This is a genomic window from Streptomyces sp. NPDC003034 (genome assembly GCF_053591375.1).
In genome coordinates, this window is record NZ_JBSFTS010000005.1 from 178,241 (window position 1) to 201,718 (window position 23,478).

A 23,478-nucleotide genomic window follows, 5' to 3' on the forward strand; every position below is an offset into this window, starting at 1 on the left:
AGCCCCGCCGACTGCGGCCGTGACCTTCAAGGGGCATGTCATGTTGAGAGCCCGTTCCTCGTTGGAAGCGCACCTGTACATGGACCTGCACCCGTGCGCGTGCGGGGGCTCCGACTTCGAGCGTCGGCACCATCTGGAGCAGCACGGTGACGACATCGCCGCGGTGTACGAGGGCGCATGTCGGCAGTGCGACCGCAACCGGGGCTTCACCTTCGTGATGGCGGACGAGATCCCGCCGCCGCCGCCCGCCTTCGGCGGCTCTGAGCCGTCTCAGATCATCGACCCGGGTGAGTTCGTGGACGTCGCCTACCGTATTTCCCGGAGTGCGGGGCTCGGGCTGCTCAACTCACCTGATTCCGAGCATCACAAGTACCGCAGTGCCGTGGTTCACGCACTGGCTGCCTTTGAAGAGGTCGCCAAGTTCATTCCTCCGGGTCAGGACGCGATCCCCGCATCCGCCTTCACCTCCGAAGTGGGCAGGGCCCGCTACGAGAGGGAGCCAGCAAAGTTCCATCGTCGCATTATCGAAATGGACATTCGCCTCACACGCCAGATCCTCGCCAATATTGACGAGGTCAGCAGCCCACCTCACGGCACAGGCCCCAAGGCGTGATGAGCCCGGCCGGATGGCCGGGGCCGTGACCTTCAAGGGGCATGTCATGTTGAGAGCCCGTTCCTCGTTGGAAGCACACCTGTACATGGATCTGCACCCGTGCGAGTGCGGGGGCTCCGACTTCGAGCGCCGGCACCATCTGGAGCAGTACGGAAACGACCTCGCCGCGGTGTACGAGGGCGCATGCGCGCAGTGCGGTGGCAGTCGGGGCTTCACCTTCGTGATGGCTGAAGAGATCCCCCGCCCCCGCCCGCCTTCGGCGGTCCTGAACCGTCCCAGATCATCGACCCCGGTGAGTTCTCGGAGGTTACGGACCGCGTCTGCCGACGAGCCGGACTCGCGATGCTCAACTCGCCCGAATCCGAGCATCACAAGCACCGCGGCGCGATGGCCTACGCAGTGGCCGCCATCGAGGAAGTCCTCAAGTTTCTCCCTCCTGGTCAGGACGCCATCCCTGCATCCGCGTTCAGCTCCGAAGTGGGCAAAGCCCGCTATGAGAGGGACCCGGGGAAGTTCGACCGCGACATTCTCGAAATAGAGCTCCGTCTCACACGCAAAGTCCTCACCGACATCGACAGGGTCAGCACCCCACCCCCCGGCACAAACCCCCCGGCTTGATCAGTCCGACCCCTCAAGCTCCGCCGCGTACGGCGGCTCCGCCCCTGCCCGCGTACACGTCAGGGCCGCCGCGTGGGCCGCGTAGGCCAGTACGTCCGGCCAGTCCACCGGGCCCCGCGCGCCCGAAAGTCGGTGCAGCAGGGCGGCGTTCACGGTGTCGCCTGCGCCGATCGTGTCCGCCACCGCGACCCGGCGGGCCGCCGCCGTGTGCTCCGCGCCCTCCCGCGTCCACACCGTCAGCCCGGCCGCGCCGCGGGTCAGCACCACCGCCGACGGTCCCGCCGCCAGCCAGTCCCCGGGCCGGCCGCCCAGCCAGCCGGCGTCCTCCTCCGACAGCTTGAGGACGGAGGCGTACGGCAGCAGCCGCTCCAAAAAACGAGCGCGGTACACCGCCGGGTCCCCGATCAGCGCCGGCCGGATGTTGGGGTCCAGCAGCGTCAGCAGACCGCGCCGGGACTCCCGGCGCAGCAGGTCCTGGTACGCGCTCGCGCCCGGCTCCAGGACCAGCGAGCAGGTACCGAGTGCCAGGGCGCTCACGTGCGCCGGAAGGGCGGAGGGCAGGGTGAACAGCCGGTCGGCCGTGCCCTCGACGTAGAACCCGTACGAGGCCGAGCCGTCCGGGGCGAGCGACGGCACGGCCAGGGTGGTCGGCTCGGGCCCGCGCTGGACCAGGGAGAGATCCACCCCGGCCGCCCGCAGCCCCGCGAGCAGGCTCTCGCCGAAGCCGTCCGCCGAGACCCGCGAGCAGAAGGCCACCTCGGCGCCGAGCCGCCCGAGCGCCAGCGCGGTGTTGTACGGTCCCCCGCCCGGCCTCGGCAGCAGCGCGCCCGGCGGCGACGCCACGGGCACCAGGTCGATGAGGGCTTCTCCGCCGACGACGATCACGCGGGGGAAGCTACCCCATCCGCCGGCGGTATCGTCGGACGGGCCCCTTGCCCCACCCCGCACGCGCCCCGCCGGGCACGCCCCACCCCACCCCACGCGCCCCACCCCCCACGCCAGGAGAGCCCGCATGTCCGCGCCCCGCCCCGCCGCCCGCCGTACCGTCCTCAAGGGCGCCGCGCTCGCCGGGGCCGCCGGCGCCGCGGGGACCCTCACGGCCTGCTCCACCGAGACCAACAGCGGCGGCGGCACCCCGGCGACCCCCACCGCTCCGGTCGAGCTGGGTGACGCGGCCGCGGTGCCGGTCGGCGGGGCGAAGCTGTTCCGGGAGCGGAAGCTGATCGTCAGCTGCGCGGCGGAGGGCCAGTACAAGGCCTTCAGCGCCCAGTGCACGCACGCCGGCTGCGTCCTGGACAAGATCGTCGAAGGTGAGGGGAACTGCCCCTGCCACGGCAGCCGCTTCGACGTGACGACCGGGCAGGTGCTGCGCGGCCCGGCCACGGACGCGCTGCCCGCCGTCCCGGTCAGGGCCGAGGGCGGCAAGCTCATCGCGGGCTGACCCGCCGCCCGCCCCACGACACGACTGCTCGCCGCACGCCCCGGCTACTCCCAGTCCCAGCCGATCCCGATGATCCCCCGGTGCACCGACTGCTCCACCAGGTGCACCGCCCGGTGCCGGCCGCTCGGCGTCAGGTCCGTGAGGCCGGTGCGCGGTGCCCGCGGGCCGGTGCGGGCGAAGCGGCGGCAGCGCACGGGCAGCGCCGCCTCGTCGAACCGCACCTGGAGCATGTACTGGCCGCCGGCGTAGCTGAAGCCGCGCACGTACTCGCTGCTGCGCGCGCCGGTGCCGTCCTCGACGCCGTAGCCGAAGACGTACGTGTCCCCGCGCCGCAGCCGGGCGTCGAAGAGCAGTTCCGCGACCACCACACCGGCCTCCTGGCAGGACCGGACGCGGCCCGTGCGGCAGTTCTCGTACGCCGTCACCTCCACCCGGGACGCGTCACAGCCGGGGTCGCCGTGGTGGATGGCGAGGTAGCGGTCGATCCCGTCGCGGTGGGCCCGGACGATCTGCTGCGACTCCCGCGCCCGCAGTTCGCCGGCCGGTCCGATGCGAACCCGCTCGTGGTGGCCCACCGAGTGCAGGCCGCCGTCCGAGGGGAGCTCCATCGCGGCCAGCAGCCGCTCCACCGCCGCGCCCACGCTCACCAGGGCGCGGTACGAGCGCGCGGCCGGGCGGGCGTCGCCGAGGTCGGGCTCCGGGGTCGCGAGCAGGCGCAGGAGAGCGCCCTGCGGCAGCTCCAGGATCTCCTCCAGGGCGCCGACGGCGCGCAGGGATTCCGCGTGGCGCGGCCGGCGGGCGCCCTGCTGCCAGTAACTGAGGCTCGTGACCCCGACCTTGATCCCGCGTGCGGCGAGCCGGTGCTGCACCCGGTGCAGGGGCAGTCCGCGCGCCGCGAGGGCGGCCCGCAGGGCCAGGTGGAAGGGGCCGCCCCGAAGTAACTGACCGAGTTCCGCCTTGTCTCCGGTCGCTCGCACGGCGGCTCCTCTGTGAACGTTCACGCGTGGGGGAGTGCGAGGGGCGGGCGGGGGTGCGCCGATGGGCCGGGGGACCAGGTGCAACGGGGGAAACCGTTCACACCCCCGCCCCACCGTTCACACTGCAATGTCACCGTGTATTGAAGCGTGTTGACCTGATCGCGACAACTCCCCGATGCTCCTCCACAGCGTCCGGACGCGCTCCTCCACCCCCACTCTCCCCACCTCGGGAGGAACGCGATGCGCGATCCCCACCGGCGGCTTTCCCCGGCCGCCGTCATCACCGCCGTCATCACCGCCCTGCTCCTCGCCCTGCCCGCCGCCACTGCCAGCGCGGCAGGTGCCGGTACGGGCAGCGACAGCTCGGCCCTGGCCTCCAAGCGCCTGAACATCACCATGCAGGCGCAGCAGAAGACCAACTGGTGCTGGGCCGCGGGCGGCAACACCATCGCCACCTGGTTCGGCCGCGGCTACACCCAGAACCAGTTCTGCAACGCCGCCTTCAACCGCCAGCAGGGCTACGACTGCCCCAACAGCCAGGCCACGCTCGGCAACGTCCAGACCGGTCTGCGCTGGGCGGGCGTCAACGCCGGCTCCTACGTCAACGGCTGGCTCAGGTACTCCACCGTCCAGAGCGAGATCAACGCCGACCGCCCGATCGAGACCCGGATCCAGTGGTCCAACGGCGGCGGCCACATGCACGTCATCTACGGCTACGACACCGCGAGCGACTGGGTGTACTGGGGCGACCCCTGGCCCTCCAGCGACCGCTACAACTGGGCCTCACACGCCTGGTACGTGGACAACAGCACCTTCTCCTGGACCCACTCGCTCTACCGGATCGGGGCGTGAGCGCCATGGCCTCCTCCAGCACCGCCACCCGGCGCAGCGGCCGCACCCGGCGCACCGCTGCCGTCCTCGCCGCCGCGGCGGCCACCGCCGTACTGGCCCTCGCGCCGCAGGCCTCCGCGGCCCCCGTACCGCAGCCCCAGTCCGACACCGCCGAGAGCCGGTCCGCCGCCGCGCGGGCGGCCACGGCCCCCGGCACCCTGGCCACCCTCTCCCGGTTCTTCTCCCGGGAGGGCAAGGTCGCCCAGAGCGCCGCGCAGCCCCGGATCGAGGGCGAGGCGATACCGGTGCACCACCTCTCCCCGGACTTCGTCGCGGGCAAGGAGGGCGCACCCGTAGCCCGCCTGGAATTCCTCGCCAGCAAGGCCGTCTCCTCCGACGGCCAGCAGGCCGCCCTGTGGACGGCGTGGACCGAGTCCGGCTGGCAGGTCGTGAACATCGCCACCGGCGACGACGAATTCCGCTACGCGCGGCTCGGCGCCGCCGAACTGCCGGGCGGCACCGTCTTCCGGGAGCCGCAGATCGACGCCTGGTACGTCGCCGGAGGCGGCAGGGTGCTCCCGCTGGACGAGGACGCCGTACAGGCCGTGGGCGGGGGCGGGACCACCCTGGCCGCGTACCGGGTGCGCGTGAGCGCGCAGTACGGGGACAAGCTGCCCGGCTCCGGCTACGCCAAGGGCGGCAAGGCCGGGGGCTACGCACCGGGCCCCGCGGCTGCCGGTCCCGCCGCTCCGGCTCCGGCTCCCGCCGCTGCCGCCGCTCCCGCTCCCGCCACGTCCGCCGAGCCGGACCCGCCCGTGGCGGTGACGGCCGCGGGGGCGCTCGCGCTGGGCGGTACCGGGGTGCTGCTCCTGCGCCGCCGCCGCACCGGCGGGGCGTAGGGCCGCCCGCCCGCGAGGGCCCCGCTCCGCCAGGGCGGGGCCCTCGCGGCGCGCCGGCCGGCAGGTCGGCCGACGGGTCGGCCGGCCCGCCAGGGCGCGGCCCGGGCGTACGGCCGGTTGTCAGCAGGCGCAAGTAGGGTGGTTGGCATGGCCGACCCTTCCAGCTACCGCCCCAAGCCGGGACAGATCCCCGACTCCCCGGGGGTCTACCGATTCCGCGACGAGCACCGCCGGGTGATCTACGTCGGGAAGGCCAAGAGCCTGCGCCAACGCCTGGCCAGCTACTTCCAGGACGTCGCGGGCCTGCACCCCCGTACCGCCACGATGGTGACCACGGCCGCCTCCGTCGAGTGGACCGTCGTCTCCACCGAGGTCGAGGCGCTCCAGCTGGAGTACTCCTGGATCAAGGAGTACGACCCCCGGTTCAACGTCAAGTACCGCGACGACAAGAGCTACCCCTCCCTCGCGGTCACCATGAACGAGGAGTTCCCCCGCGTCCAGGTCATGCGCGGCCCCAAGAAGAAGGGCGTGCGCTACTTCGGTCCCTACGGACACGCCTGGGCGATCCGGGAGACCGTCGACCTGATGCTCCGGGTCTTCCCGGTCCGTACCTGCTCCGCCGGGGTGTTCAAGCGCTCCGAGCAGATCGGCCGCCCGTGCCTCCTCGGCTACATCGGCAAGTGCTCGGCGCCCTGCGTCGGCCGGGTCAGCCCCGAGGAGCACCGCGAACTGGCCGAGGACTTCTGCGACTTCATGGCCGGCCGCACCGGCACCTACCTCTCCCGCCTCGAACAGCAGATGCGCGAGGCCGCCGAGGACATGGAGTACGAGAAGGCCGCCCGGCTGCGCGACGACATAGGGGCGCTGCGCCGGGCCATGGAGAAGAACGCCGTGGTGCTCGCCGACGCCACCGACGCCGACCTCATCGCCGTCGCCGAGGACGAGCTCGAAGCGGCCGTGCAGATCTTCCACGTACGCGGCGGCCGGGTCCGCGGCCAGCGCGGCTGGGTCACCGACAAGGTGGAGGCGGTCGACACGGCCGGGCTCGTGGAGCACGCGCTCCAGCAGCTGTACGGCGAGGAGAAGGGCGAGGCCGTCCCCAAGGAGGTGCTGGTCCCGGCGCTGCCCGAGGACACCCCCGCCCTCGCCGAGTGGCTGGCCGAGCGCCGCGGGTCCCAGGTCAGCCTGCGCATCCCGCAGCGCGGCGACAAGAAGGCCCTCATGGAGACCGTCCACCGCAACGCGCAGCAGTCCCTCGCCCTGCACAAGACCAAGCGGGCCAGCGACCTCACCACCCGCTCCCGGGCGCTGGAAGAGATCGCCGAGGCGCTGGAGCTGGACGGCGCCCCGCTGCGCATCGAATGCTTCGACATCTCGCACCTCCAGGGTGACGACGTGGTCGCCTCCATGGTCGTCTTCGAGGACGGCCTCGCGCGCAAGAGCGAGTACCGGCGCTTCCAGATCAAATCGTTCGAGGGGCAGGACGACGTCCGGTCCATGCACGAGGTGGTCTCCCGGCGCTTCCGGCGCTACCTCCAGGAGAAGCTGAAGACGGGGGAGTGGGAGGCGCAGGAGGAGGCGGAGGGGGATGCGCCCGAGGACGACGGGCGCCCCAAGCGCTTCGCGTACCCGCCCCAGCTGGTCGTGGTCGACGGCGGCCAGCCGCAGGTCGCCGCCGCCAAGCGGGCCCTGGAGGAGCTCGGCGTCGATGACGTCGCCGTGTGCGGCCTGGCCAAGCGGCTCGAAGAGGTGTGGCTGCCCGGCGAGGAGGATCCCGTCGTGCTGCCCCGCAGCAGCGAGGGCCTCTACCTGCTCCAGCGGGTCCGTGACGAAGCCCACCGGTTCGCCATCCAGTACCAGCGCAACAAGCGCGGCAAACGCCTGCGGACCGGCCCGCTGGCCGACGTACCCGGCCTCGGCGAGAGCCGCAGGCTGGCCCTGGTCAAGCACTTCGGTTCGGTGAAGAAGCTGAGACAGGCGACAATCGACCAGATCTGCGAGGTCCCGGGCATAGGGCGCAAGACGGCGGAGACCGTGGCCGCGGCCCTCGCCGGTGCGGTTCCCGCCGGCCCTGCCGTCAACACGGCGACAGGAGAGATCATTGAGGATGAGAATCCCGCGCCAGCGGGAGCATCGTCCGAACGGGGGACCGAGCAATGACCGAGCACGAGACCACGCACGAGACCGAGCACGAGACCACGCACGCGAGCACGCACGACCGAGACGGAGCACAGGTGAGTACGGGCACGACAGCGGAGCCCGGCGATACGGCCGAGGCCGCCATCCCCGAGCTGGTGATCATCTCCGGTATGTCCGGAGCCGGCCGCAGCACCGCGGCCAAGTGTCTGGAGGACCTCGGCTGGTTCGTCGTCGACAACCTCCCGCCGGCACTGATCCCCACCATGGTGGAACTGGGCGCCCGCTCCCAGGGCAATGTGGCGCGCATCGCCGTCGTCGTGGACGTCCGGGGCCGCCAGTTCTTCGACGCCCTGCGCGAGTCCCTCGCCGACCTCGACGGCCGGGGCGTCACCCGGCGCATCGTCTTCCTGGAGTCCTCCGACGACGCGCTGGTGCGCCGCTTCGAGTCGGTCCGCCGCCCGCACCCCCTCCAGGGCGACGGGCGCATCACCGACGGCATCGCGGCCGAACGGGACCTGCTGCGCGAGCTGCGCGGCGACGCCGACCTGGTCATCGACACCTCCAGCCTGAACGTGCACGAGCTGCGCGCCAAGATGGACGCCCAGTTCGCCGGTGACGAAGAGCCCGAACTGCGGGCCACCGTCATGTCCTTCGGCTACAAGTACGGCCTGCCGGTCGACGCCGACCTCGTGGTCGACTGCCGCTTCATCCCCAACCCGCACTGGGTGCCGGAGCTGCGCCCCTTCACCGGGCTCAACGAGGAGGTCTCGGGCTACGTGTTCAGCCAGCCCGGCGCCAAGGAGTTCCTCGACCGCTACACCGAGCTGCTCCAGCTCATCGCCACCGGCTACCGCCGCGAGGGCAAGCGGTATGTGACCATCGCGGTCGGCTGCACCGGCGGCAAGCACCGCAGTGTCGCCATGTCCGAGAAGCTCGCCGCCCGCCTTGCCTCCGAGGGAGTCGAGACCGTCGTAGTCCACCGGGACATGGGGCGCGAGTGACCGGTCGGACCCTGCGCCTGCGCCGGCCCGCCGCCGGCCGCGGTGACGCGGAAGGCGGCGGCGGCCGCACCGGCCGCCGCCGCGGCGCGGCCCCCAAGGTGGTCGCGCTGGGCGGCGGCCAGGGCCTGTCGGCCTCCCTCACCGCCCTGCGCCGGATCACCGGTGCGCTGACCGCCGTGGTCACCGTCGCCGATGACGGCGGCTCCAGCGGGCGGCTCCGCGAGGAGCTCGGCGTGCTGCCGCCCGGCGATCTGCGCAAGGCGCTGGCCGCGCTGTGCGGGGACGACGAATGGGGCCAGACCTGGGCCCGCGTCATCCAGCACCGCTTCCAGTCCCGCGGGGAGCTGCACGAGCACGCGGTCGGCAATCTGCTCATCGTCGCCCTGTGGGAACAGCTCGGCGACCCGGTACAGGCCCTCGACCTGGTCGGCAGGCTGCTCGGTGCGCAGGGCCGCGTACTGCCGATGTCGGCGGTGCCCCTGGAGCTGCAAGCCCTTGTCAAGGGACACGACCCGGCCCGCCCGGAGGACGTGGACACCGTCCGGGGGCAGGCCACGGTGGCCCTCACCCCGGGCGAGGTGCTCTCGGTGCAGGTGGTGCCGAACGCCCCGCCGGCCGTGCCGGAGGCCGTCGCGGCGGTCCTGGACGCCGACTGGGTGGTCCTCGGTCCGGGGTCCTGGTTCTCCTCGGTGATTCCGCACCTGCTGGTGCCGGAACTGCTCGACGCGCTGGTCGAGACGAAGGCCCGCAAGGTGCTCTCGCTGAACCTCGCGCCCCAACCCGGCGAAACAGAGGGCTTCTCTCCGCAGCGTCATTTGGAGGTTTTGGCCCGACACGCCCCTAAACTCGCCCTGGACGTGGTGCTGGCCGACGAGGCCGCCGTGCCCGACCGCGACTCCCTCGCCGATGCCGCAAAACGGTTCGGCGCCGCGGTCGAGCTGGCGCCGGTAGCCCGGCAGGACGGCTCTCCGAAACATGATCCGGAGCTGCTCGCCGCCGCGTACGACCGTATTTTTCGGATGCATGGAAGGATCGGCCCATGGCGATGACGCCCGCGGTGAAGGATGAGATCTCCCGCCTGCCCGTCACCCGGACCTGCTGCAGGAAGGCTGAGGTCTCGGCGATTCTTCGGTTCGCGGGCGGGTTGCACCTGGTGAGCGGACGAATCGTCATCGAGGCGGAGCTGGACACGGGCATCGCCGCCCGGCGCCTGCGCAAGGACATCCTGGAGATCTTCGGCCACTCCTCGGACCTCGTGGTCATGGCCCCCGGCGGCCTGCGCCGCGGCAGCCGCTACGTGGTGCGCGTCGTGGCCGGCGGTGACCAGCTGGCCCGTCAGACGGGCCTCGTGGACGGCCGCGGCCGCCCCATCCGAGGGCTTCCGCCGCAGGTGGTCTCCGGGGCCACCTGTGACGCGGAGGCCGCCTGGCGCGGCGCCTTCCTGGCCCACGGCTCCCTGACGGAGCCGGGTCGGTCCTCCTCCCTGGAGGTCACCTGCCCCGGCCCGGAGGCCGCCCTGGCCCTGGTGGGCGCCGCCCGCAGGCTCTCCATCGCCGCCAAGGCACGCGAGGTACGCGGAGTGGACCGGGTCGTGGTCCGCGACGGCGACGCGATCGGCGCCCTGCTGACCCGGCTCGGCGCGCACGAGTCGGTGCTGGCCTGGGAGGAGCGGCGGATGCGGCGCGAGGTGCGCGCCACCGCCAACCGCCTCGCCAACTTCGACGACGCCAATCTGCGCCGCTCGGCGCGGGCCGCGGTGGCCGCCGGCGCCCGCGTGCAGCGCGCGCTGGAGATCCTCGGCGAGGAGGTCCCCGAGCACCTCGCCGCGGCCGGCCGGCTGCGCATGGAGCACAAGCAGGCCTCCTTGGAGGAGCTCGGCGCACTCGCCGACCCGCCGCTGACCAAGGACGCGGTCGCGGGCCGGATCCGGCGGCTGCTGGCGATGGCCGACAAGCGGGCCCAGGACCTCGGCATTCCGGGCACCGAGTCGAATCTGGACCTCAGCGACGAGATGGCCGACAACATGGCCGGTTAGGTCCCGTCCCCGGCCCGCCCCCGGACACCATCCCCGGCCAGCCCGTACGCACGGCGCGAGGGGCCCGCACGAGTGATCGTGCGGGCCCCTTCCCGTAGGCCCCATTGACATGGGCATGGGCTGTCGTGAGCCTGTCGTGCGAACGCTTTCGTGGCCGACGACGCCCAGGGGGGCACATGAGGCACCGCGCGAGATCGATCCTCGCCGCAAGCGCACTCGTCTTCGCAACCACATTGGCCGCGCTCCCCGTGACGGCCCAGGCCCGCCCCGCGGCCGGCCCCGGCGAGGCGTCCCGCTCCGGCGAGGCGTCCGGCGCCGGGGAGGTACGGGTCTACGACGCCCGCATCACCCGCGAGCAGGTCCCGCTCGTCCTCGCCGCCGGCCAGGACGCCCACGAGCTCACCGAGCAGGCCCCGCCGACCGGTACCGCCGAGGTCGAGCTCTTCCTCACCGGCGCCCAGGCCGGGGAACTCGCCGCCCAGGGAGTCGAGCTCACCGAACGCGAGGTCGCGGCCGAGGCGCTGGCCCGTGCCAAGGCCGCCGGCGACGGGGTCTTCCGCCCGTACAGCGGCAAGGGCGGGCTCCAGGAGGAGATCCGGGCCACCGCCCGGGCCCACCCCGGCCTCACCAAGGTCGTCTCCATCGGCAAGACCGTCCGGGGTCAGGACATCCTCGCCCTCAAGGTCAGCAAGAACGCCCGCAAGGTCGAGGACGGCGCCAAGCCGTCCGTGCTGTACATGTCCAACCAGCACGCCCGCGAGTGGATCACCCCCGAGATGACCCGGCGGCTGATGCACCACACCCTCACCCACTACGGCAAGGACCGGCGGATCACCCGGCTGGTGGACTCCACCGAGCTGTGGTTCCTGCTGTCCGCCAACCCCGACGGGTACGACTACACGCACGCCCCCGACGGCGAGCGGCTGTGGCGCAAGAACATGCGCGACAACGACGGCGACGGCAAGCACGCCCCCGGCGACGGCGTCGACCTCAACCGCAACTTCGCCTACAAGTGGGGCTACGACAACGAGGGCTCCTCCCCGAATCCGGCGGGGGAGACCTACCGCGGCCCCAAGGCCTCCTCCGAGCCGGAGACCGCCGCCCTGGACGCCTTCCAGAAGCGTATCGGCTTCGAGTACGCGATCAACTACCACTCCGCCGCCGAGCTTCTGCTCTACGGGGTGGGCTGGCAGGTGGCCACCCCCACCCCGGACGACGTCGCCTACCAGGCGCTCGCCGGGACCCCGGAGAACCCCGCAGTCCCCGGCTACCACCCGCAGGTCTCCTCCGAGCTCTACACCACCAACGGCGAGGCCGACGGGCACGCCGCCAACGTCAACGGCATCATGATGTTCACGCCGGAGATGACCACCTGCCGGACGGCTTCCGCGAGCGACCCGGACGACGAGTGGAAGCCCGAGGACTGCGCCTCCGGCTTCAACTTCCCGGACGACGAGAAGCTCATCCAGGCGGAGTTCGCCAAGAACATCGACTTCGCCCTCTCGGTCGGCGAGAGCGCCGCGCACCCCGACCGGCCGGTGTCCCCGGTGGGCCTGAGCGCCGCGGACTTCACCCCGGACCCCTTCACCACCTCCTACGCCGCCCGCGGCGAGGACCAGCCGGTCTCCGTCACGGCCCGCAAGTCCCTGCGGGACAAGGAGCTCAACTACAAGATCAACGGCGGGCGCACGCACGACGATGACCTCACCGCCTGGAAGGGCGGCGAGGTCTACGGCGGCGAGGACAACAACTGGTTCGACGAGTACCGCGCCGAGGTCGAGGGCGCCGGCCCGGGCGACGAGGTCGAGGTCTGGTTCACCGGCCGCGACCGCTCGGGCAAGAAGGTCTCCAGCGAGCACTTCACGTACAGGGTGGCCGCGCGGCCGCGCGCGGACGTCCTCGTGATCGCCGAGGAGGGGGCCAAGGCCCGGCACGCCCAGACGTACGTGGACGCCCTGCGCGCCAACGGCCGCTCCGCCGCGATCTGGGACGTCGCCGCCCAGGGCGCCCCGCACCACCTCGGAGTGCTCTCCCACTTCCGTACGGCCCTGCACTACACCGGCGCCGCGACCCCCGGCGGCGACACCCAGCTGGCGCTGCGCGACTTCCTGAACGAGGGCGGCAGGCTGATCGAGGCCGGTGAACTGGCGGGCGGCAACACCCGGGTCGGCCGGGCCGTGACCAATGACTTCAGCCAGTACTGGCTGGGCGCGTACGCCCGTACCGGTGCCCGCGGCGCCACCGGCTTCACCGGCGCGGGCGCCCTCGCCGGAGCCAGGGGCGGCCTCGGCGACGCCGCGGGCAACCCGCTCGACTCCCCCGGCTCCTACACGGTGACCTCCGAGACCCTGGCTCCCGACCGGTTCCCGCAGTTCGCCAGCGCGCAAGCGGGCCGGTTCGCCGGGGTCGTCAACCCGTACGCCCCGTACGCTGGTACCGGGATGGCCGCGGCCACCCATCACGACGACGACTGGCAGCGGCTGGTCCGCACGATCGACCTCACCGGCGTCAGCGCGGCCGACCAGCCGCGTCTGAAGCTCGCGCTGAACTGGAACACCGAGGAGGGCTACGACCACGCCGTCCTGGAGGCCCGCACGGCCGGCGGGGACGACTGGACCACCCTGCCCGAAGCCGGCGGCCTCACCAGCCCCGAGGTGCCGCAGGAGTGCGCGGCCGGATTCCTCCTGAACGGCCATCCCTTCCTGCGCCACTACCTCACCCTGGACGGCGGCGGCTGCGCACCCCGGGGCAGCAGCGGCGCCTGGAACAGCTTCACCGGCTCCTCCGACGGCTGGCGGCAGGTCTCCTTCGACCTGAGCGCGTACGCGGGCAAGAGCGTCGAGCTCTCGCTCTCCTCCATCACCGACCCCGGCTCGGGCGGCCGCGGCGTCTTCGCGGACGAGGCGCGCCTGTCGGTGGGCGGCGCGGACCGGACCGCCGAGGGCTTCGAGACCTCCCTCGGAGCCTGGAGCGCCCGGGGCGCGCCCGCCGGAAGTCCCGCGGTCGCGGGTGACTGGTCGCGGACCGGGGAGCTGTTCACGTCCTATGCGGCGGTTACTGGCCGTAACACCGTACTCCTCGGTTTCGGCCTCGAACACCTGCCGGCCGCGGCGGATCGCGCGGTACTCGTCGGTAGGGCGCTCAGTTCGCTGAAGCACTGAGCAACGGCCTCCCCGATGCTCACGGTGAGTGACGGGGGCCAAGGTCCCGGGGCCCCGTGCCGACGTGTCCGGCCGGGGCCCCGCAAGAGTCCTCCCAGGAAGTGGGGGGAGTGTCAGCCCCCGGCCGATGTCACTGCGAAGCTCACGGAGAGGTAGGGTCGTAAGCGGTCGGGGACATCCCATACAGCTCGCCGGCGCACAGACCGGCGCACCAACGAGGAGATCGGTTCGTGACGATCCGCGTAGGCATCAACGGTTTTGGCCGCATTGGCCGCAACTACTTTCGGGCGCTCCTGGAGCAGGGAGCGGACATCGAGATCGTCGGTGTCAACGACCTGACTGACAACGCGACCCTGGTGCACCTGCTCAAGTACGACACCATCCTGGGCCGCCTCAAGGCCGAGGTGTCCCACACCTCCGACACCATCACGGTCGGTGGCAACACCTTCAAGACCTTTGCCGAGCGTGACCCCGCGAACCTCCCCTGGGGCGAGCTGGGCGCCGACATCGTCATCGAGTCGACCGGCATCTTCACCAAGAAGGCCGACGCCGCCAAGCACCTCGCGGCCGGCGCGAAGAAGGTCCTCATCTCGGCTCCGGCCAAGGACGAGGACATCACGATCGTGATGGGCGTCAACCAGGACAAGTACGACGCGGCCAACCACCACGTCATCTCCAACGCCTCCTGCACCACGAACTGCGTGGCGCCGATGGCCAAGGTCCTCCTGGAGAACTTCGGCATCGTCAAGGGCATGATGACGACGGTCCACGCCTACACGAACGACCAGCGCATCCTGGACTTCCCGCACTCGGACCTGCGCCGCGCCCGCGCCGCCGCCGAGAACATCATCCCGACGACCACCGGCGCCGCCAAGGCCACCGCGCTGGTCATCCCGGAGCTCGCGGGCAAGCTCGACGGCATCGCCATGCGCGTCCCGGTCCCGACCGGCTCCGTCACCGACCTGGTCATCGAGCTGGAGCGCGAGGTCACCAAGGACGAGGTCAACTCCGCCTTCCAGAAGGCCGCTTCCGGCCAGCTGAAGGGCATCCTCGACTACACCGAGGACGCGATCGTCTCTTCCGACATCGTGAACTGGCCGTACTCCTGCACCTTCGACTCCTCCCTGACCATGGTCCAGGGCAAGCAGGTCAAGGTCATCGGCTGGTACGACAACGAGTGGGGCTACTCCAACCGTCTCGTCGACCTCACGGTCTTCGTCGGTGGCCAGCTCTAAGGCCGCCGGGCTTCAAAGACGCGTCTAGGCAAGGCACCACGATGTGAGCACAGGGTCCGGGCAGCGCGACGAAGCGCCGCACGGGCCCTGTCGCTTGCCTCGTTCTCCCTTCCTCGCCCTTCGGGGGAAGGCCTCAAAGGAGTAGAAACACATGAAGACGATCGACGAACTGCTCGCCGAAGGCGTCAAGGGCAAGCGGGTCTTCGTCCGCGCGGACCTCAACGTCCCGCTCGCCGAGGGCACCATCACCGACGACGGCCGCATCCGCGCCGTCCAGCCCACGATCGCGAAGCTCGCCGCCTCCGGCGCCCGCGTCATCGTGGCCTCGCACCTGGGCCGCCCCAAGGGCGCCTCGGACCCGGCCTTCTCCCTCGCCCCGGCCGCCCGGCGCCTCGGCGAACTGCTCGGGACGGATGTCGCCTTCGCCACCGACACCGTCGGTCCCTCCGCCCAGGAGACCGTCCGGGCCCTCACCGACGGCCAGGTCGCCGTCATCGAGAACCTGCGCTTCAACGCCGGTGAGACCGCGAAGGACGACGCCGAGCGCGGCGCCTTCGCGGACCAGCTCGCCGAGCTCGCCGACGTCTACGTCGGCGACGGCTTCGGCGCCGTCCACCGCAAGCACGCCTCGGTCTTCGACCTCCCCGCGCGCCTGCCGCACGCGGCCGGCTACCTCATCGCCACCGAGGTCGCCGTCCTGAAGAAGCTGACCGACGAGGTCAAGCGGCCGTACGTCGTCGTCCTCGGCGGGGCGAAGGTCTCCGACAAGCTCGCCGTCATCGACCAGCTGCTCGGCAAGGCCGACCGCATCCTCATCGGCGGCGGCATGGCGTACACCTTCCTCTACGCCAAGGGCCACGAGGTCGGCATCTCCCTGCTGCAGAAGGACCAGGTCGCCGTCGTCAAGGAGTACATGAAGCGTGCCGAGGAGACCGGCGTCGAGCTGGTCCTCCCGGTCGACATCCTGGCCTCGGCCGACTTCCCGGACCTCAAGGGCAAGACTCCGGCCCAGTACGTCACCGTCGACGCGGACAAGATCCCCGCCGACAAGGAGGGCCTGGACATCGGCCCCAAGACGCGCGAGCTGTACGCGTCGAAGATCGCCGACGCGGAGACCGTCTTCTGGAACGGTCCGGTGGGTGTCTTCGAGCACCCCGACTACGCCCACGGCACCAAGGCCATTGCCCAGGCCCTGGTCGACAGCAGCGCCTTCACCGTCGTCGGCGGCGGGGACTCGGCCGCGGCCGTGCGCACGCTGGGCTTCGACGAGAACGCTTTCGGACACATTTCCACCGGTGGTGGTGCTTCCCTCGAATACCTTGAGGGCAAGACGCTCCCCGGCCTCGCCGCCCTGGAGGGCTGACCCCCAATGACCACCCGCACCCCGCTCATGGCGGGCAACTGGAAGATGAACCTCAATCACCTTGAGGCCATCGCCCACACCCAGAAGCTCGCCTTCTCCCTCAACGACAAGGACTACGACGCCGTCGAGGTCGCGGTCCTGCCGCCCTTCGTCGACCTGCGCTCGGTCCAGACCCTGGTCGAAGCCGACAAGCTGAAGATCAAGTACGGCGCCCAGGACCTCTCCGCGCACGACTCCGGCGCTTACACCGGCGAGATCTCCGGCGCGATGCTGGCGAAGCTGAAGTGCGCGTACGTCGCCGTCGGCCACAGCGAGCGCCGCCAGTACCACGGCGAGAGCGACGAGCTCTGCAACGCCAAGGTCAAGGCCGCCTACCGGCACGGACTGACCCCGATCCTGTGCGTCGGCGAGGGTCTGGACATCCGCAAGGCCGGCCGGCAGGTGCAGTACACGCTGAACCAGCTCGACGGCGGCCTCAAGGACGTCCCGGCCGAGCAGGTCGAGTCCATCGTGATCGCCTACGAGCCCGTCTGGGCCATCGGGACCGGCGAGGTCGCCACCCCCGAGGACGCCCAGGAGGTCTGCGGTGCGATCCGCGGCCGCCTCGCCGAGCTCTACTCGCAGGAGCTGGCCGACAAGGTCCGCATCCAGTACGGCGGCTCGGTGAAGTCCGGGAACATCGCGGCGATCATGGCCCAGCCCGACGTCGACGGCGCCCTGGTCGGCGGCGCGGCGCTGGACGCGGACGAGTTCGTCAGGATCGTCCGCTTCCGCGACCAGTGAGCACCACGGTGAGTATGCGGTAGGGCCGATCCGTCGTACCCTTGCGGGGGCCAGAGGCTGGACCACCAGCGGCTGGCCCCCGCGCACATCCCAGCAAAGCCGGAAAGCCAGAAAGCCAGAAAGTAGGAATCAGCCGTGATTATGGGGTTCTCGATCGCCCTGATCGTCTTCAGCGCCCTGCTGATGCTGCTCGTGCTGATGCACAAGGGCAAGGGCGGCGGCCTTTCCGACATGTTCGGCGGCGGTATGCAGTCGTCGGTCGGCGGTTCCTCCGTCGCGGAGCGGAATCTGGACCGCATCACCGTCGTCGTCGGCCTGTTGTGGTTCGCGTGCATCGTGGCGCTCGGCCTGCTGATGAAGGCGAGCAGCTGACCGTTCTGGCCATTCCGGCGGTTTGGTCGGCTCGGCCCGGCCTATCATGAGGAATTCCACTCAGGCTTGGCTGCACCATCACGCAGGGAGTTACGACCGTGGCAAGTGGCAACGCGATCCGTGGTAGTCGGGTCGGAGCGGGGCCGATGGGCGAGGCCGAGCGCGGGGAATCCGCGCCCCGCCTGCGCATCTCCTTCTGGTGCTCCAACGGGCACGAGACACAGCCGAGTTTCGCCAGCGACGCGCAGGTGCCGGACACGTGGGACTGCCCGCGCTGCGGCTTCCCGGCGGGCCAGGACCGGGACAACCCGCCGGCGCCGCCGCGCACCGAACCGTACAAGACCCACCTGGCGTACGTACGGGAACGGCGCACGGACGCGGACGGCGAGGCGATCCTCGCGGAGGCCCTCGCCAAACTTCGCGGCGAGATCTGAAACTACCGGGTGAATGTGTGACGGGGGTCCGGTCCCGCAGGAGACTTCTTCCTGCGGGACCGGACCTCTTTCACGTGCGCCCCGCGCCGGAGCCGGTGTCACACGCAGCCGCTTCCGATCCCTTAGGTTGGGCATGGGCGGGGCAAAGACAGGACGGAAGAAGTGGGTTGATGTCCGAGATGAACGCAGACAGTCGTACGAAGCTCAACCGGATGCCCGAGTGGCTGGCCCTCGGCAAGCACCGGGAGGAGTTCGGGCGGACGCATCTGCGGGAGCTGTTCGAGGCGAATCCGGGCCGGGGCACCGGCTACACGCTGCGGGCCGGTGACCTGCACATCGATTACTCGAAGCACCTCGTGACCGACGAGACGCTGGAACTGCTCCGCGAGCTGGCGTCGGCCACGGGCGTGGCCGAACTGCGCGAGGCCATGTTCCGCGGCGAGAAGATCAATACGACCGAGGACCGGGCGGTCCTGCACACCGCCCTGCGCGCCCCGCGGGACGCGGTCGTCGAGGTGGACGGCGAGAACGTCGTACCCGGCGTGCACGCCGTCCTCGACAAGATGGCGTCCTTCTCCGAGCAGGTCCGCTCCGGGGAGTGGACCGGCTCCACCGGACGGCGCATCAAGAACGTCGTCAACATCGGCATCGGCGGCTCCGACCTCGGTCCGGCGATGGCGTACGAGGCCCTGCGCGCCTTCACCGACCGCGATCTGACCCTGCGCTTCGTCTCCAACGTGGACGGAGCGGACCTGCACGAGGCGCTGCGCGACCTGGACCCGGCCGAGACGCTGTTCATCATCGCCTCCAAGACCTTCACGACGATCGAGACCATCACCAACGCCACCGCCGCGCGCGCGTGGCTGCTGGCGGGCCTCGCCGAGGGAGACGCCTCCGGGTCGGCGGCCGGCGGACCCAACGCGGTGGCGCGCCACTTCGTGGCCCTGTCCACCAACGCCGAGAAGGTCACCGACTTCGGCATCGACACGGCCAACATGTTCGAGTTCTGGGACTGGGTCGGCGGACGCTACTCCTTCGACTCCGCCATCGGGCTCTCCTTGATGATCGCCATCGGCCCGGACGCCTTCCGGGAGATGCTGGACGGCTTCGCCGAGATGGACGAGCACTTCCGCACCGCGCCGGCGGAGCGCAACGCCCCGCTGCTGCTCGGGCTGCTGGGCATCTGGTACGGCGCGTTCTTCGACGCCCAGTCGCATGCGGTGCTCCCGTACAGCCACTACCTGTCGCGGTTCACCGCCTACTTGCAGCAGCTGGACATGGAGTCCAACGGCAAGTCCGTGGACCGGGACGGCGATCCGGTGGAATGGCAGACGGGTCCCGTGGTGTGGGGCACGCCCGGAACCAACGGGCAGCACGCCTACTACCAGCTCATCCACCAGGGCACGCGGATGATCCCCGCCGACTTCATCGGCTTCGCCCGGCCGGTCGCCGAGCTGTCGCCGTCGCTCGCAGCCCAGCACGACCTGCTGATGGCGAACTTCTTCGCGCAGACCCAGGCGTTGGCCTTCGGCAAGACGGAGCAGGAGGTGCGGGCGGAGGGGACCCCCGAGCCGCTGGTCGCGCACAAGACCTTCCAGGGCAACCACCCGACGACCACGATCCTGGCCGCCGAGCTCACCCCGGCGGTGCTGGGACAGCTGATCGCACTGTACGAGCACAAGGTCTTCGTCCAGGGCGCGGTGTGGAACATCGACTCCTTCGACCAGTGGGGCGTCGAGCTGGGCAAGGTGCTCGCCAAGAGGATCGAGCCGGCGCTGTCGCAGGGCGCGGACGTGCCCGGCCTGGACCCCTCGACCAAGGCCCTGGTGGCCACCTACCGCCGGCTGAGCGGCCGCGGCTGAGGCCTCCCCCGTACGAACGGCGGAGCGCCCCGCACCCGAGGGGGGTGCGGGGCGCTCCGCGCGTCCTGCCGGACCTACCGGACCTCTGACGACGCCGCTCAAGCCGGCGGGTACATCCCCGGGGGGAGTTTGGCCGCCGCCGCGCGGTCCAGCAGCCACAGGGTGCGGGAGCGGCCGTAGGCGGCCGCCGCCGGTGCCTGGACCTCGCCCGCGCCGCCGAGGGCGAGGGTCACCGCGCCGGCCTTGTCCTCGCCCGCCGCCAGCAGCCAGACCTCGCGGGCCGCCCGGATCGCCGGGAAGGTGAGGGAGATCCGGGTGGGCGGGGGCTTCGGCGCGCCGTGGACGCCGACGACCGTGCGCTCAGTCTCGCGGGCCGCCGGATGCTCGGGGAAGAGGGACGCCACGTGGGTGTCCGGGCCGACGCCCAGCATCAGCACGTCGAAGCGGGGCACCGGCCCGTGGTCCTCCGGGCCCGCGGCCTTGGCCAGTTCGGCGGCGTAGGCGGCCGCCGCCGCGTCGACGTCGGTCCCGTACGGGCCGTCGGAGGCGGGCATGGCGTGGACGCGGGCCGGGTCCACCGGGACGGAGTCGAGGAGGGCGCGGCGGGCCTGGGTGTGATTGCGCTCGGGGTCGTCGGCGGGGAGGTACCGCTCGTCGCCCCACCACAGGTCCAGCCGGTGCCAGTCGATCGCGTCCCGGGCCGGGGCGGCGGCGAGCGCCGCGAGCAGTCCGTTGCCGTTGCGGCCGCCGGTGAGGACCACGGACGCGGTACCGCGGGCCGTCTGCGCGTCCACGATCTTGGTGATGAGCCGGGCCGCCGCGGCCTGGGCCATCAGCTCCTTGTCCCGGTGGACGACGACCTGGGGAGTCGTCATACCCATGCTGCTGCCGCCTTCTTGGTCGTTGCGGTGGGTGGGGCCGCGCGGGCCCCTTTCCGGGGGTCCGCGCCGGCGCCGGCGCCTCGCACGCGGGCGCGGCCGGTGTTTCGGCCTGTCCGGGCTTCGAGGTGCCGGGGACGGGCAGGGCCCGGTTCCGTCCAGGGCGGGTGCGGGCCGGCGATGGAAACGGTGGGTGCGGGGGAGCCCGCACCCACCGTGCCGCCTACTTGGCCGCGGCCTTCTTGGCCGGCTTGGCGGCCGGCTTGGCGGCCGACTTCGGGGCGGGCTTCGTGGCCGGAGCTTCGGCCTCCGCCGGAGCCTGGGCCTGGGCCTGGGCCTTCGCCGGAGGCTCGGCCTCCGCCGGAGCGGCGGCCGCGGACAGGGCCTCCAGTCTCGTCACGCCGAACTTCAGCGCGGACTCGTACGTGTTGTCCGGATCCAGCCTGCGCAGCTCCTCCGCCAAGAGCTCGGCCGTCTCCCGGCGCTTGAGCGCCACCGCACGGTCGGGCTGACCCGGCATGCACAGGGTGGCCAGGGACCCGTCCGCCCGGTCCAGGACGATCTCGCCGTCCTTGGTCTCCAGGCGTACGGCCGTCAGGCCCGGCCCGGCGGACAGCGCGCGCTTGACGGGGACCTGCAGCCGGTCCGCCAGCCACATGGCCAGCAGTTCGCAGCTCGGGTTCTCGTCCTCGCCCTCGACGGTCGCGGAGCTGACCGAAAGGGTCTGCTGCTGGTCCAGCGCGGCGGCCAGCATGGACCGCCACGGGGTGATGCGCGTCCAGGACAGGTCCGTGTCCCCGGGGGCGTAGGCCGCCGCCCGCGCGGCGAGCGTCCCGATCGGGTCCTCGCAGGAGTACGTGTCCGTGATCCGGCGCTGGCCGAGCGCGCCGAGCGGGTCGCCCGCCAGGTCGGACGGCCCGCAGTCCGGCCACCAGACCACCACGGGGGCGTCCGGCAGCAGGAGGGGGAGGACCACCGACTGGGCGTGGTCGACCAGTTCGCCGTGCAGGCGCAGTACGACCGTCTCGCCGGTGCCGGAGTCCGCCCCGACGCGGATCTCCGCGTCGAGACGGGCCTCGCGGCGGCTGCGCGGCGAGCGGCTGACCCGCCTGATGACGACGATGATCCGCGAGGGGTGCTCGTGGGAGGCGTCGTTCGCCGACTTGAGCGCGTCGTAGGCGTTCTCCTCGTCGGTCACGATCACCAGCGTGAGCACCATGCCGATGGCCGGCGTGCCGATGTCCCGGCGTGCCTGCACCATCGCGGCGTTGATCTTGCTGGAGTTGGTCTCCGTGAGGTCGATCTTCATGGCCGGCGCCAGCTCCGTCCGTCTCGTGCGAGCATCTCGTCCGCCTCGACCGGCCCCCAGGTGCCCGCCGGGTACTGCGCGGGCTTGCCGTGCTTGTCCCAGTACTCCTCGATCGGGTCGAGGATGTTCCAGGACAGTTCGACTTCCTGATGGCGCGGGAAGAGGTTCGCGTCGCCGAGGAGCACGTCGAGGATGAGCCGCTCGTACGCCTCGGGGCTCGACTCCGTGAAGGACTCGCCGTAGGCGAAGTCCATCGTGACGTCCCGGACCTCCATGGAGGTGCCCGGAACCTTCGAACCGAAGCGGACCGTCACGCCCTCGTCCGGCTGGACCCGGATGACCAGGGCGTTCTGCCCCAGCTCCTCGGTCGCGCCCGACTCGAACGGCAGGTACGGGGCCCGCTTGAAGACCACCGCGATCTCGGTCACCCGGCGGCCCAGGCGCTTGCCGGTCCGCAGGTAGAACGGCACGCCCGCCCAGCGGCGGTTGTTGATCTCCAGGCGGATGGCCGCGTAGGTGTCGGTCTTCGACTTGGGGTCGATACCGTCCTCTTCGAGGTACCCGACGACCTTCTCGCCGCCCTGCCACGCCGCCGAGTACTGGCCGCGCACCGTGTGCTTGCCCAGGTCCTCGGGCAGTTCCACGGCCGTGAGCACCTTGAGCTTCTCGGCCACCAGCGCCTTGGGGTGGAAGGAGCCGGGCTCCTCCATCGCCGTCAGCGCGAGCAGCTGGAGCAGGTGGTTCTGGATGACGTCACGGGCCGCGCCGATGCCGTCGTAGTACCCGGCCCGGCCGCCGATGCCGATGTCCTCGGCCATCGTGATCTGCACGTGGTCGACGTACGACCGGTTCCAGATCGGCTCGAACATGGTGTTGGCGAAGCGGAGCGCCAGGATGTTCTGGACGGTCTCCTTGCCCAGGTAGTGGTCGATCCGGAAGACCTCGTTGGGCGGGAAGACGTCGTGCACGAGCTGGTTGAGCTCCTGCGCACTGGTCAGGTCGTGCCCGAACGGCTTCTCGATGACCGCGCGGCGCCAGGAGCCCTCCTTCTGGTCCGCGAGCCCGTGCTTCTTGAGCTGGGCGACGACCTGGGGGAAGAACTTCGGCGGGACGGACAGGTAGAAGGCGAAGTTGCCGCCGGTGCCCTGTGCCTTGTCCAGCTCCTCGATCGTCGCCTTCAGCGTCTCGAACGCCTGGTCGTCGTCGAAGTCGCCCTGGACGAAGCGGCAGCCCTGCACCAGCTGCTGCCAGACCTCTTCGCGGAAGGGCGTACGGGCGTGCTGCTTGACGGCGTCGTGGACCTCCTGCGCGAAGTCCTCGTCGTGCCACTCACGGCGGGCGAACCCGATCAGCGAGAAGCCCGGCGGGAGCAGGCCCCGGTTGGCCAGGTCGTAGACGGCAGGCATCAGCTTCTTGCGCGACAGGTCACCCGTAACGCCGAAAATGACCAGGCCGGACGGCCCCGCGATGCGCGGGAGCCGCCGGTCCTGTGCGTCACGAAGCGGGTTCGCTCCGTTTACCGACAAG

General features: G+C 71.4%; 21 protein-coding genes. 16 read left to right on the forward strand and 5 right to left on the reverse strand.

The genetic code is table 11. From position 1 onward, the window contains the following. Positions 1-19 precede the first annotated feature (19 nt). Positions 20-613 carry a hypothetical protein gene (locus ACWDX7_RS08605; protein WP_451492179.1) on the forward strand — a complete coding sequence of 198 codons (594 nt, stop codon included), beginning with the start codon at positions 20-22 and terminating at the stop codon, positions 611-613. Positions 614-955: 342 nt separating this feature from the next. Next, positions 956-1,231, forward strand: a complete 276-nt coding sequence (locus tag ACWDX7_RS08610) for a hypothetical protein (protein ID WP_451492178.1) — start codon at positions 956-958, stop codon at positions 1,229-1,231. On the opposite strand, the gene ACWDX7_RS08615 is transcribed toward ACWDX7_RS08610, so the two are convergent. Continuing rightward, positions 1,232-2,116 (reverse strand): carbohydrate kinase family protein, encoded by an 885-nt coding sequence (locus tag ACWDX7_RS08615; protein WP_451492177.1) that lies wholly within the window; start codon positions 2,114-2,116, stop codon positions 1,232-1,234. Positions 2,117-2,243: 127 nt separating this feature from the next. On the opposite strand from ACWDX7_RS08615, the gene ACWDX7_RS08620 reads away from it, so the two are divergent. Then, a complete protein-coding gene (locus ACWDX7_RS08620) occupies positions 2,244-2,672 on the forward strand; it encodes a Rieske (2Fe-2S) protein (protein WP_451492176.1) in 429 nt (142 codons plus the stop codon). Between the two features lie 44 nt (positions 2,673-2,716). On the opposite strand, the gene ACWDX7_RS08625 is transcribed toward ACWDX7_RS08620, so the two are convergent. Next, positions 2,717-3,649, reverse strand: coding sequence for a hypothetical protein (locus ACWDX7_RS08625; RefSeq protein WP_451492175.1), 933 nt, complete (start codon positions 3,647-3,649; stop codon positions 2,717-2,719). Between the two features lie 240 nt (positions 3,650-3,889). Between ACWDX7_RS08625 and ACWDX7_RS08630 the strand changes: the two genes are divergently transcribed. The 13 genes from ACWDX7_RS08630 (at position 3,890) to pgi (ending at position 19,764) form a co-directional block, all read left to right on the forward strand. Then, a complete protein-coding gene (locus tag ACWDX7_RS08630; protein ID WP_451492174.1) occupies positions 3,890-4,501 on the forward strand; it encodes a papain-like cysteine protease family protein in 612 nt (203 codons plus the stop codon). A 5-nt stretch (positions 4,502-4,506) separates the two neighbouring features. After that, positions 4,507-5,379 carry a hypothetical protein gene (locus tag ACWDX7_RS08635; protein WP_451492233.1) on the forward strand — a complete coding sequence of 291 codons (873 nt, stop codon included), beginning with the start codon at positions 4,507-4,509 and terminating at the stop codon, positions 5,377-5,379. A 147-nt stretch (positions 5,380-5,526) separates the two neighbouring features. Then, on the forward strand, positions 5,527-7,539 hold the full coding sequence (gene uvrC, locus ACWDX7_RS08640) for an excinuclease ABC subunit UvrC (RefSeq protein ID WP_451493054.1): 2,013 nt from the start codon (positions 5,527-5,529) through the stop codon (positions 7,537-7,539). Then, complete coding sequence (rapZ, locus tag ACWDX7_RS08645) at positions 7,536-8,519, forward strand: RNase adapter RapZ (protein ID WP_451493055.1); 984 nt, start codon at positions 7,536-7,538, stop codon at positions 8,517-8,519. The genes uvrC and rapZ overlap by 4 nt, the downstream gene beginning before the upstream one ends. Further along, the gene (locus ACWDX7_RS08650) at positions 8,516-9,568 is read left to right on the forward strand and encodes a gluconeogenesis factor YvcK family protein (RefSeq protein WP_451493056.1); all 1,053 of its coding nucleotides are present in this window, start codon (positions 8,516-8,518) and stop codon (positions 9,566-9,568) included. The genes rapZ and ACWDX7_RS08650 overlap by 4 nt, the downstream gene beginning before the upstream one ends. Further along, on the forward strand, positions 9,559-10,554 hold the full coding sequence (gene whiA / locus ACWDX7_RS08655; RefSeq protein ID WP_355410489.1) for a DNA-binding protein WhiA: 996 nt from the start codon (positions 9,559-9,561) through the stop codon (positions 10,552-10,554). The genes ACWDX7_RS08650 and whiA overlap by 10 nt, the downstream gene beginning before the upstream one ends. Positions 10,555-10,730: 176 nt before the next feature. Next, positions 10,731-13,715, forward strand: a complete 2,985-nt coding sequence (locus ACWDX7_RS08660) for a M14 family zinc carboxypeptidase (RefSeq protein ID WP_451493057.1) — start codon at positions 10,731-10,733, stop codon at positions 13,713-13,715. 230 nt (positions 13,716-13,945) lie between these two features. After that, positions 13,946-14,950, forward strand: a complete 1,005-nt coding sequence (gene gap, locus ACWDX7_RS08665) for a type I glyceraldehyde-3-phosphate dehydrogenase (protein WP_451493058.1) — start codon at positions 13,946-13,948, stop codon at positions 14,948-14,950. A gap of 151 nt (positions 14,951-15,101) precedes the next feature. Next, positions 15,102-16,313 (forward strand): phosphoglycerate kinase, encoded by a 1,212-nt coding sequence (locus tag ACWDX7_RS08670; protein WP_451493059.1) that lies wholly within the window; start codon positions 15,102-15,104, stop codon positions 16,311-16,313. A gap of 6 nt (positions 16,314-16,319) precedes the next feature. Continuing rightward, entirely contained in the window at positions 16,320-17,096 is a 777-nt protein-coding gene (gene tpiA, locus ACWDX7_RS08675) for a triose-phosphate isomerase (RefSeq protein ID WP_451493060.1), read from the forward strand. A gap of 141 nt (positions 17,097-17,237) precedes the next feature. Further along, the gene (gene secG, locus ACWDX7_RS08680) at positions 17,238-17,468 is read left to right on the forward strand and encodes a preprotein translocase subunit SecG (protein WP_189973883.1); all 231 of its coding nucleotides are present in this window, start codon (positions 17,238-17,240) and stop codon (positions 17,466-17,468) included. 98 nt (positions 17,469-17,566) lie between these two features. After that, entirely contained in the window at positions 17,567-17,902 is a 336-nt protein-coding gene (locus ACWDX7_RS08685; protein WP_007263454.1) for an RNA polymerase-binding protein RbpA, read from the forward strand. Positions 17,903-18,081: 179 nt separating this feature from the next. Then, positions 18,082-19,764 carry a glucose-6-phosphate isomerase gene (pgi, locus tag ACWDX7_RS08690; protein WP_451493079.1) on the forward strand — a complete coding sequence of 561 codons (1,683 nt, stop codon included), beginning with the start codon at positions 18,082-18,084 and terminating at the stop codon, positions 19,762-19,764. Positions 19,765-19,862: 98 nt separating this feature from the next. Here pgi and pgl read toward each other — a convergent pair whose 3' ends face one another. The 3 genes from pgl to zwf form a co-directional block, all read right to left on the reverse strand. Further along, complete coding sequence (gene pgl / locus ACWDX7_RS08695; RefSeq protein WP_451493080.1) at positions 19,863-20,639, reverse strand: 6-phosphogluconolactonase; 777 nt, start codon at positions 20,637-20,639, stop codon at positions 19,863-19,865. 226 nt (positions 20,640-20,865) lie between these two features. After that, a complete protein-coding gene (gene opcA / locus ACWDX7_RS08700) occupies positions 20,866-21,951 on the reverse strand; it encodes a glucose-6-phosphate dehydrogenase assembly protein OpcA (RefSeq protein WP_451493061.1) in 1,086 nt (361 codons plus the stop codon). Next, complete coding sequence (zwf, locus tag ACWDX7_RS08705; protein WP_451493062.1) at positions 21,948-23,477, reverse strand: glucose-6-phosphate dehydrogenase; 1,530 nt, start codon at positions 23,475-23,477, stop codon at positions 21,948-21,950. Before zwf ends, opcA begins: the two co-directional genes overlap by 4 nt. Between the last annotated feature and the right edge of the window lies 1 nt (position 23,478).

Coding starts and splice junctions, on each gene's coding strand:
- ACWDX7_RS08630 (WP_451492174.1), top strand. CDS start 3,890: ATGCGCGATCCCCACCGGCGGCTTTCCCCGGCCGCCGTCATCACCGCC.
- ACWDX7_RS08610 (WP_451492178.1), top strand. CDS start 956: ATGCTCAACTCGCCCGAATCCGAGCATCACAAGCACCGCGGCGCGATG.
- pgi (WP_451493079.1), top strand. CDS start 18,082: ATGAACGCAGACAGTCGTACGAAGCTCAACCGGATGCCCGAGTGGCTG.
- tpiA (WP_451493060.1), top strand. CDS start 16,320: ATGACCACCCGCACCCCGCTCATGGCGGGCAACTGGAAGATGAACCTC.
- secG (WP_189973883.1), top strand. CDS start 17,238: ATGGGGTTCTCGATCGCCCTGATCGTCTTCAGCGCCCTGCTGATGCTG.
- ACWDX7_RS08620 (WP_451492176.1), top strand. CDS start 2,244: ATGTCCGCGCCCCGCCCCGCCGCCCGCCGTACCGTCCTCAAGGGCGCC.
- whiA (WP_355410489.1), top strand. CDS start 9,559: ATGGCGATGACGCCCGCGGTGAAGGATGAGATCTCCCGCCTGCCCGTC.
- opcA (WP_451493061.1), bottom strand. CDS start 21,951: ATGAAGATCGACCTCACGGAGACCAACTCCAGCAAGATCAACGCCGCG.
- pgl (WP_451493080.1), bottom strand. CDS start 20,639: ATGACGACTCCCCAGGTCGTCGTCCACCGGGACAAGGAGCTGATGGCC.
- ACWDX7_RS08635 (WP_451492233.1), top strand. CDS start 4,507: ATGGCCTCCTCCAGCACCGCCACCCGGCGCAGCGGCCGCACCCGGCGC.
- ACWDX7_RS08670 (WP_451493059.1), top strand. CDS start 15,102: ATGAAGACGATCGACGAACTGCTCGCCGAAGGCGTCAAGGGCAAGCGG.
- rapZ (WP_451493055.1), top strand. CDS start 7,536: ATGACCGAGCACGAGACCACGCACGAGACCGAGCACGAGACCACGCAC.
- uvrC (WP_451493054.1), top strand. CDS start 5,527: ATGGCCGACCCTTCCAGCTACCGCCCCAAGCCGGGACAGATCCCCGAC.
- ACWDX7_RS08660 (WP_451493057.1), top strand. CDS start 10,731: ATGAGGCACCGCGCGAGATCGATCCTCGCCGCAAGCGCACTCGTCTTC.